General features: G+C 40.1%; 11 protein-coding genes. 2 read left to right on the top strand and 9 right to left on the bottom strand.

From position 1 onward, the window contains the following. Window positions 1–253: 253 nt before the first annotated feature. From ispD to tsaB, 6 genes are all read right to left on the bottom strand, one after another. Entirely contained in the window at window positions 254–955 is a 702-nt protein-coding gene (ispD, locus tag CD03_RS0128125) for a 2-C-methyl-D-erythritol 4-phosphate cytidylyltransferase (protein WP_027296476.1), read from the bottom strand. Then, window positions 955–1,980, bottom strand: a complete 1,026-nt coding sequence (tsaD, locus tag CD03_RS0128120; protein ID WP_027296475.1) for a tRNA (adenosine(37)-N6)-threonylcarbamoyltransferase complex transferase subunit TsaD — start codon at window positions 1,978–1,980, stop codon at window positions 955–957. Before tsaD ends, ispD begins: the two co-directional genes overlap by 1 nt. 186 nt (window positions 1,981–2,166) lie before the next feature. Next, window positions 2,167–3,078, bottom strand: a complete 912-nt coding sequence (locus CD03_RS0128115) for a ribonuclease Z (RefSeq protein ID WP_027296474.1) — start codon at window positions 3,076–3,078, stop codon at window positions 2,167–2,169. Between the two features lie 230 nt (window positions 3,079–3,308). Next, window positions 3,309–3,533, bottom strand: coding sequence for a hypothetical protein (locus tag CD03_RS0128110; protein WP_027296473.1), 225 nt, complete (start codon window positions 3,531–3,533; stop codon window positions 3,309–3,311). Window positions 3,534–3,692: 159 nt separating this feature from the next. Beyond that, on the bottom strand, window positions 3,693–4,127 hold the full coding sequence (gene rimI, locus CD03_RS0128105; RefSeq protein WP_052378020.1) for a ribosomal protein S18-alanine N-acetyltransferase: 435 nt from the start codon (window positions 4,125–4,127) through the stop codon (window positions 3,693–3,695). Beyond that, the gene (tsaB, locus tag CD03_RS0128100; protein WP_027296471.1) at window positions 4,120–4,839 is read right to left on the bottom strand and encodes a tRNA (adenosine(37)-N6)-threonylcarbamoyltransferase complex dimerization subunit type 1 TsaB; all 720 of its coding nucleotides are present in this window, start codon (window positions 4,837–4,839) and stop codon (window positions 4,120–4,122) included. The genes rimI and tsaB overlap by 8 nt, the downstream gene beginning before the upstream one ends. Window positions 4,840–5,000: 161 nt before the next feature. Here tsaB and CD03_RS38130 point away from each other — a divergent pair, with 161 nt between their 5' ends. Both CD03_RS38130 and CD03_RS0128090 read left to right on the top strand, forming a co-directional pair. Next, window positions 5,001–5,225, top strand: a complete 225-nt coding sequence (locus tag CD03_RS38130; protein WP_152614144.1) for a hypothetical protein — start codon at window positions 5,001–5,003, stop codon at window positions 5,223–5,225. Between the two features lie 37 nt (window positions 5,226–5,262). Then, on the top strand, window positions 5,263–6,564 hold the full coding sequence (locus tag CD03_RS0128090; RefSeq protein WP_027296470.1) for an IS110 family transposase: 1,302 nt from the start codon (window positions 5,263–5,265) through the stop codon (window positions 6,562–6,564). Between the two features lie 131 nt (window positions 6,565–6,695). On the opposite strand, the gene tsaE is transcribed toward CD03_RS0128090, so the two are convergent. The 3 genes from tsaE to CD03_RS0128075 are packed head-to-tail and all read right to left on the bottom strand — an operon-like array spanning window position 6,696 to window position 8,281. After that, the gene (gene tsaE / locus CD03_RS0128085) at window positions 6,696–7,118 is read right to left on the bottom strand and encodes a tRNA (adenosine(37)-N6)-threonylcarbamoyltransferase complex ATPase subunit type 1 TsaE (RefSeq protein WP_027296469.1); all 423 of its coding nucleotides are present in this window, start codon (window positions 7,116–7,118) and stop codon (window positions 6,696–6,698) included. A 1-nt stretch (window position 7,119) separates the two neighbouring features. Further along, window positions 7,120–7,629 (bottom strand): YcxB family protein, encoded by a 510-nt coding sequence (locus CD03_RS0128080; RefSeq protein WP_027296468.1) that lies wholly within the window; start codon window positions 7,627–7,629, stop codon window positions 7,120–7,122. A 43-nt stretch (window positions 7,630–7,672) separates the two neighbouring features. After that, window positions 7,673–8,281 (bottom strand): NUDIX hydrolase, encoded by a 609-nt coding sequence (locus tag CD03_RS0128075; protein WP_027296467.1) that lies wholly within the window; start codon window positions 8,279–8,281, stop codon window positions 7,673–7,675. Between the last annotated feature and the right edge of the window lie 139 nt (window positions 8,282–8,420).

The raw sequence follows: 8,420 nt of genomic DNA, 5'->3' as shown, positions 1-8,420 counted from the left end.
ATTTATAGTTTCTAGTTTCTAATTTATAGCTTCTAGTTTCTAGTTTCTAATTTCTAATTTCTAATTTATAGTTTCTAATTTATAGTTTCTAGTTTCTAGTTTCTAATTTCTAATTTCTAATTTCTAATTTCTAATTTCTAATTTCTAATTTCTAATTTCTAATTTCTAATTTCTAATTTCTAATTTCTAATTTCTAATTTCTAATTTCTAATTTCTAATTTCTAATTTCTAATTTCTAATTCAATTGTATTCTTTAAGCTCTATCTTTTGCAAATATTTCTGCAATTTCCAGATCTTCCGGCGTAGTTATCTTAATATTCTTATAGGAACCTTCTACCAGTTTTATCTTTGCCTGTCCCATTTGCTCCACAACCATAGCATCATCTGTCACTTGAATCCCGGGATATTTCATGATTTTATCATATGCCTGGTATACCAGAGAATATTGGAATACCTGGGGTGTCTGTACCATCCATAGCTTCGATCGGTCAGGGGTGTGATCTGCAAAGCCATCCTGCCCGCTGATTTTGATGGTATCTTTTACCGGCATACCGACTACACATGCTTTATGTATGCGCACTGAATCACAGGCGCGCTGCAGCAGTTCCTGATCAATAAAAGGCCTTGCCCCGTCATGTATATATACGTAATCACAACATCCGATTGCTTTTAAACCTTCAAACACAGAATGATAGCGCTCTTTTCCGCCTGCTACGATTGACTTCACTTTTTTCAGATTATACTTTTCTATTATTTCATGCCTGCAATATTCTATTTCTTCTTTTCCTGTAACCAATACGATTTCATCTATGAACGGGCACTTTTCAAAGGCAATTAAAGAATAATAAACCACCGGTTTCCCTTTTATAAGTAGATATTGTTTTTGTACTTCACTGTTCATTCTTGTTCCACGTCCAGCACAAAGTACCACCGCTACATTTTTTTCCTGCCCCATTATCGTTCTCCTAATTTGAGATTTGGAACTGCATTCAGATCTAATCCATGTCTCGTACCCTGGATAAACTCATAATAAGCCGCTACACCTATCATAGCTGCATTATCGGTACAGAAAACAGGTGATGGGTGATAGAATCGAATGCCATTATTTCTGCATGCCTCTTCCATTGCTCTTCTAAGAGTTGTATTAGAAGCTACCCCTCCTGCAATAGCAAATTTGTCATATCCGTACTCTTTAACGGCCATCATGGCATGTTCTACCAGGACTTCTGTAACTGCTTTTTGAAATGACGCTGCAACATCCGCTTCTATGATGGTTTCATTTTTCATTTTACATCCGTTGATATAGTTTAGAACGGATGATTTTAAACCACTGAAACTAAAATCATATGGCGCATCAGCCACATGTGCTTTGGGGAATTTTATTGCATCCGGATTACCCTCTTTTGATAATTTATCTATTTTAGGTCCTCCCGGATAACCAAGCCCGATTGCTCTTGCTACCTTGTCAAATGCTTCACCGGCTGCATCGTCTCTTGTTCTGCCAATGATTTCATATTTTCCATAATCTTTGACAACCACCAGATGTGTATGCCCTCCTGAGACTACAAGACAGATAAACGGTGGTTCCAAATCCAGATTTTCTATATAATTTGCAGAAATATGACCTTCTATATGATGCACTCCTACCAGCGGCAGTTTTTTAGCATAGCTAATTGCTTTTGCTTCTGCCACACCCACTAAAAGAGCGCCAACAAGGCCAGGACCATACGTGACACCTATCGCATCCATATCATCCAGTGTCATTTCTGCCTCTTCCAAAGCTTCTTCAATAACCTGATTTATTTTTTCAATATGTTTCCTTGAAGCTATTTCCGGAACTACCCCTCCGTAGAGTTTGTGTAATTCTATCTGAGATGAAATAATATTGGATAATACTTCTCTTCCGTTTTTTACTACCGATGCAGCTGTTTCATCACAGGAGCTTTCTATCGCTAATATGAATACATCTTTTTTTTCCATTGTTATACCATTCAAATCACAGGCTTTCCTGCAATACTGCCACAAATAAAACAGGCTGAAAGAATCACAGCGTGGCTTCCTTTCAATTTCTCAATTTTCTTTCAGCCTCATCCGCATGAATATCGTAATCCCACTTACAATATTTCTAATTAAGCAGAATGAACAAGTTCACACCTGCCTGCGCAACTATTCTTCATCAAAGTCCAGCTCTACGGATTTGCAGTCTTTTCCGGGATAGGCATTGGGAAATATTTTTTGAACATCTCCCATGAACTCTTCCGGGTGGATCAGGGATGGGCTGTAATGTGTTAACCACAGTTCTTTCACCCCAGCTTCTTTTGCAAGGTTTGCTGCTTCAGTGAAAGTCATATGCTTGTGCTCCACTGCCTTTTGTTCTTTGCCCGGTTCTCCATACATTCCTTCGCAGATGAATAAATCAGAGCCTGCCGCATTGTCCGAAATTGCTTTTACAGGTCTCGTATCTGTACAGTAGGTTAATTTTATCCCTTTTCTTGGTTCACCAAGTACCATGTCCGGTGTATATATTTTGCCATCTGCTTCAATGGTTTCTCCCTTTTGCAGGCGGCTCCAGTACGGCATTGGAATCTCCTTCTCTTTTGCCCTTGTAACGTCAAAACGGCCTGCCCTGTCTATTTCAATTGAATAGCCATAGCAGACAACATTATGATTTACCCGGAAAGCCCGGATTCGGTATCCATTCATTTCAAATGTTTCTTCCGGATTGGTAATTTCCAAAAAACGCAGTTCAAACGGCAGTTCCGGTGCAATTACGCGCAATGCATTTACGACTCTTTCCAGGCCTTTAGGCCCTATTAATGTTAAAGGCTCATTCCTTTCAGCATTTCCCATGGTCAGCAGCAATCCCGGCAGTCCGCTTATATGGTCTCCATGGAAATGGGTGAAGCAGATCACATCTATCGGTTTGAAACTCCACCCTTTTTCTTTAATTGCGATCTGGGTTCCTTCTCCGCAGTCAATTAAAATACTGCTGCCGTTATATCTTGCCATCAGGGCAGTCAGCCATCTGCGTGGAAGAGGCATCATCCCTCCGGTTCCTAATAAACATATATCTAACATCTGTATTTCCCTTCTTTTTCAAATCTATTTCAAATATAACCCATAAATAGTGCAAGCAGGCTTGTGCTATTCCCAAATCAGCAGTGTGAAAGCGATTATCTTTTACACTTGGCTCTTTTATAAGTTTTCCTTTTTTCAAACAGCCAAATCATATTTTGAATATCTGATTGTATATTTTAACACAGATAGAAGCCGGGAACAAGATGTAACCCCTTGATAAAAACGTAACTTTACACAAATTCTTTCTGTTTTTTCACGGTAACGGGGATTTTGAACTGTTTTATAAGCTTGTTGTAACATTCTTCACATAGATCAAGCTCATGGATCTCGCCATCTTTTTCTGAAAAATATCCCCAGCATTTCTCTACCGATAGAATTCCTTCTTTCACAATCTCGTTTTCCAGGTGAAATTCTTTTCCGCACATATTGCAGTAGATTTTTTTTGCTTGTCTCATGTTTTTTTCCTCCCCTTTTCCTACGTTGCGAACCGTATATCATATTACAAATATTCCTGCATGAAATACAGTAATTACTTTATATAAGTCATTATAACGAAAAATATACATCAAAGATAGTGGTAATTGCTGTATGAATTTCCAAAAAAAGAGCAACCATCACTGCTTACTCATGATGACTGCATCTTCTATTGGCTTCTCGTAAAAATTTCTTCGAATTCCAGCTTTTGTAAATCCGGATTTTTCATACAAGTGAATTGCCGCACTGTTACTTTTTCGTACTTCCAACACAAAAAAGGAGATACCCCTTAGGGTGCCTTTTTTTAATAATTCATCCATAAGGCGGGAAGCTATTTTCTGTCCCCGCAAAGATTTTTTTACCGCAACATTTGTGATTTCCCCTTCATCCAGGACCTGCAGTAAACCACAATAACCTGCCAGTTCACCATCTGAAAACGCACATAAATATAACGTATTTTTCTGTGCCAGAGATGATGCAAAACCTGCCTTTGACCAGGGCATGGAGAACGTCTCCTGTTCTATTTTAGTAACTGCATCCAAATCTTCCGGCTGCATTGTGCGTATATCAATCATTTTCTTTTGCCGCTTCTTCCTGCTGGGCCCTTTCCCTTTCAGCCTGGGACAGCCGCAGGTAGTCCGGCTGATGTTCTTCTGCACTCTCCAGCATTCCTGCCTCAATGTAGGCCCTGGCAAGCGTACCTACTGCAGCGCCACGCTGTTTGTTCACATGTGCCGGTGCATATGAGTAGGGAACTGTTATCATTTCTGCAATTTTCTCTGCATAGACAGGCACTCCATCCCCTAAGAAGATCACTTCCCTGCCATATTTATTCAATTTTTCAACTATTTCCTGAACTGATACTGCCATCTGCTCTTCAACAACCTTGAATTCTTTACCCTCGAACTCATAGATTCCTGTATATACCTGGTTCCTTCTGGCATCCATCAACGGGCAGATTAATTTATCTGTGCCATAGAGATTAAATGCCAGTCCATCTACGGTAGGAATGGAAACTAAAGGTTTATTAAGTGCCAGCCCTAATCCTTTTGCCGTAGCGGAACCGATTCTAAGCCCCGTAAAAGAGCCTGGACCTGCTGCAACTGCTATTGCATCAATGGTTTGAAGATCCAGATCGATCATCTTTCCTATTTCATCCAACATGGGAAGCAGGGTCTGTGAATGTGTTTTTTTATAGTTCACGGTATACTCTGCCAACATATTATCATCTTCAATAATAGCTACGGAGGCAACTAACCCGGAACTGTCTATCGCTAATATTTTCATTTTATACCTCCTCGTATAATAAGTTTGTAAGCAAGAAAAACACAGCTTACAGACTTATTCTTTTTTATGGTATAGAGGTAAGGACATCTCTGAGGATTCCCCTCATCCTATTCCCATCTATACAGTCAATAGTTACTTTTTCATATGGTTAATCCTGTGGTATGATATCAGCAGAGTCTGATGTCCGAAGGCACTGCTTCGTCTCCTTTCAGCCGGCTTTGTCCGTGACTGCTTCAAAAGCATGCAGCCTGGCACACATGGCACATTCCGCTTACACAGAAGCTGCATCTCCAGCCGGAGCACCAGCAAAAAATGCTGACTGGATGAATGCTCATAACGCGAGGCTGCGGTCACCATATGTAGCACAGGATAAACCTTTTGCTTAAGGCTCCAATAATCTGGATCGGAAAGGAGCGTGATTACATGATAAAGATCAACTATATGTCCACTTTGTTTGTTGGTATTGATGTAAGTTCCAAATCCAACGTTGTATGTGCCATCGACTTCGATGAAAACAAATACATTTCTTCATCCTTTCAGAACAACCAGCCTGGGGCGGAAGAACTTGCCGCCATGATAGCTGACTGTATGGCACATCATAAAAACCTCAATACGGTTGTGGCTACACTGGAAGCCACCTCCGTTTACAGCGTTCACATCGCCAATTTTCTGTCTACCTGTGAAACGCTCATGCCCTATCGCCCTTACGTGTTTTGTGTCAATCCAAAGATGACTGCAAACTACCGTAAATCTTATATTGGCATGGACAAGACAGATCCGCTTGATGCGTATCTCATCGCTGATTTTGCACGATGCGGACGTATTAAAAAATGTCAGCCATGGCGTGGCAGCCAGTTTCTGGCTCTAAAACTTCTGACCAGACACCACCTCCATCTTGCTGAGTGCATTACAAGAGAGAAAACCTATATGGTATCAAATCTTTACTTGAAATTCAGTGAACTTCAGCTTCTGGATGATGATTCGCAGCCCTTTAGTAACCTGTATGGTGCTACTTCTTCTGCTGTTTTAACAGAATACCTGTCTCCACAGGAGATTATCGATTCTTCCGAAGAAGTACTTCTGCAATTCCTTTCCCTGAAAAGCAGAAACCGCATCGCTGATCTATCAAAGACCTCTGAACTTCTAAAAAAAGCTGCAAGAGATTCTTATCGATTGGACAAATGCATGTATGAGCCGCTAAATGTTTCTTTAGCAAGTTCATTTAACTGTATCCATACCTATCAAAAAGAAATGAAACTGGTAGATCAGGCAATCGAAAAAAGTATGAATGGCATGAATCCGAATGCATTTACTATCCTGAAATCCATTCCAGGAATAGGGCCTGTATGGGCTGCTGGTATGCTGTCTGAAATCGGCGATATTAATGTGTTTCACTCATCAGATGCACTTGCCAAGTATGCAGGCCTGACATGGCGAAAAAGCGATTCTGGAGATTTCTCATCAGAAGACAATCCGATTACCAGAGCTGGTAACGCCTATCTGCGTTACTATCTGGGTGAAGCTGCAAACAGCGTCAGGCGACACATACCGGAATATGGTGAATACTATGCTAAAAAATATGCTGAAGTAACCAAACATCAGCACAAGAGAGCACTCGCGCTTACATCTCGTAAATTTGTACGACTCGTTTTTGGTTTGCTGGTCAAAAACCAACTGTACACCGGCGAACAATTGGACGCCGAATATAATATTGAATCGAACTGATATTCGAAACTGACTTCATTTTTTCGAATGTTTATTAAGTGCACCCTTTTTTCAGAAAATCATATCAAAATCTTTTTCATTTTAGTCTTGACATATCACCAGAATGCTTCATTACTGATTGTACTTTTTCTCTATTCTCCGATTGTTATACGGCGGTAGTCGAACCCTTTTTCCAGATCTTTTTCTATCGTAACCGGTATGATATCTTCCGGCAGAATTTCCTCAATAAGATTTGCCCATTCGATGAGACAGACGCCGTCTCCATAAAAACAGTCTTCATATCCGATCTCTTCCATCTCTTCAACGTCTCCTATCCGGTAGACATCAAAATGATAGAGGGGCATTCTCCCGCTTTCATAAATCTGTACAATGGTAAATGTCGGACTGCTGATTGGCTCTGTAATTTTCAGTCCTTCAGCCAGTCCCTTGGTAAATACGGTCTTTCCTACTCCAAGATCTCCGGTCAGCGTGTAAATCTGACCTTTCTCTGCTTTATCTCCAAGAGACTTTCCCACATCAAAAGTCTCCTTTTCGTTCCATGTTTCTATGATCATCTTATTTCAACCTGCTTTTTATCTTTATTTTTCCGGCATCTACATGTCCCTGAATTAACTCCAGTAATTCTTCGTACTGTTCTCCAATGGATTCCTTTGGAAATACAAACGAGTACCTCTTTCCTGTATATACAAGAAGGCTCAATTTTGTTTCCGTCACTTTGATCAGATCTTCCCACTTGAGTTCTGCACTTTGATCACCCTGTAATGTTTGAATTCCTTCCTCATTTAAAATATAGGTTATTGGTTTTTTGAATACCGGATTTAGTTTTACCTGTTTGACGGACCGCAGATAAAGTGTTATAGGCAGATAGAGTATAAACCAGACACCAAAAACCAGATACAGTATACTCTGCCAGGATTCCACCTTTCCAAACGTCACGGCAAACACAATTAGCGCCACTGCGCCGAATAACACACCCACTACTCCACTGAAACTTTTGTATGTGTGACTGAGCAGGAAATTATACATGATTTTCTGCGTCATTTTCACCTCAAATTTCACTTCCATATACGTCCGCCTCCTGCTTTTTGTATGAATCAGTTTATCATATTTATTTTAAAAAGGCAAACGGATCGTCCTCATCTTTCAGAAAATGCATCAGCATATATGCACACATAATCGCCACTCGTTCTTCTTTTAAAATTCTTCTTACTTCTTCTCTGTCTGCAATCACCACTTCAATGTCCTCGTTATCCTCTAATCCATCTTTACTTACTTTTCCGGTTGCATATCCGTAAACAGAAGCACAGCACTCATCGGTCATCCCGATTGTGGTGAAGTATGGTTTTTCATACATCTCGTCCACGTTTACCGGATGAAAATCGAGACCTGTCTCTTCTTTTAATTCCCGGGCTCCCGCAATTTTGTAATCCTCCCCTGGATCTACAAGTCCTGCCGGGAACTCATAAATATATCCATCTATTGCATAACGGTACTGGCGTACGAGAATCACTTTATCCTTCTGTTCTCCATAAAGGCTGTAAATAATTACACCGTCCGGCTTAAGGTTGTGGGTACTTATCTTTAAATCCTCTATTTCTTTAGCTCTGGATGCCACAAAATAATCTACCGGATTATCTAAACGATTCCTGGCTTCCAGCTCATACATATTTAAATGCCTGCTGTCTGTTAATTTATCAATATGCCTGATCCTGCTCATGATTGTCCTCCATTACTTTTCTAAGCTCAAATCTTTTTCCACTATTATAGCAGAAAAAAACAGAGAATGAAATCTTTTCTCATAGAATTTCACTCTCTGCTGCTTTTATACGTTTCCGGGTAACGGATTAAAAAACACT

The organism is Robinsoniella sp. KNHs210 (genome assembly GCF_000686105.1).
In the GTDB taxonomy this organism is placed as follows: Bacteria; Bacillota; Clostridia; order Lachnospirales; family Lachnospiraceae; genus Robinsoniella; species Robinsoniella peoriensis.
Note: the sequence above shows the minus strand (reverse complement) of the source record. Positions and strands in the feature narration are given on the sequence as shown.

Bases quoted from the DNA above. Each gene is read 5' to 3' on its own strand.
- ispD (WP_027296476.1), bottom strand. From the start codon at position 955: ATGGGGCAGGAAAAAAATGTAGCGGTGGTACTTTGTGCTGGACGTGGA.
- tsaD (WP_027296475.1), bottom strand. From the start codon at position 1,980: ATGGAAAAAAAAGATGTATTCATATTAGCGATAGAAAGCTCCTGTGAT.
- CD03_RS0128115 (WP_027296474.1), bottom strand. From the start codon at position 3,078: ATGTTAGATATATGTTTATTAGGAACCGGAGGGATGATGCCTCTTCCA.
- CD03_RS0128110 (WP_027296473.1), bottom strand. From the start codon at position 3,533: ATGAGACAAGCAAAAAAAATCTACTGCAATATGTGCGGAAAAGAATTT.
- rimI (WP_052378020.1), bottom strand. From the start codon at position 4,127: ATGATTGATATACGCACAATGCAGCCGGAAGATTTGGATGCAGTTACT.
- tsaB (WP_027296471.1), bottom strand. From the start codon at position 4,839: ATGAAAATATTAGCGATAGACAGTTCCGGGTTAGTTGCCTCCGTAGCT.
- CD03_RS38130 (WP_152614144.1), top strand. From the start codon at position 5,001: ATGATATCAGCAGAGTCTGATGTCCGAAGGCACTGCTTCGTCTCCTTT.
- CD03_RS0128090 (WP_027296470.1), top strand. From the start codon at position 5,263: ATGATAAAGATCAACTATATGTCCACTTTGTTTGTTGGTATTGATGTA.
- tsaE (WP_027296469.1), bottom strand. From the start codon at position 7,118: ATGATCATAGAAACATGGAACGAAAAGGAGACTTTTGATGTGGGAAAG.
- CD03_RS0128080 (WP_027296468.1), bottom strand. From the start codon at position 7,629: ATGGAAGTGAAATTTGAGGTGAAAATGACGCAGAAAATCATGTATAAT.
- CD03_RS0128075 (WP_027296467.1), bottom strand. From the start codon at position 8,281: ATGAGCAGGATCAGGCATATTGATAAATTAACAGACAGCAGGCATTTA.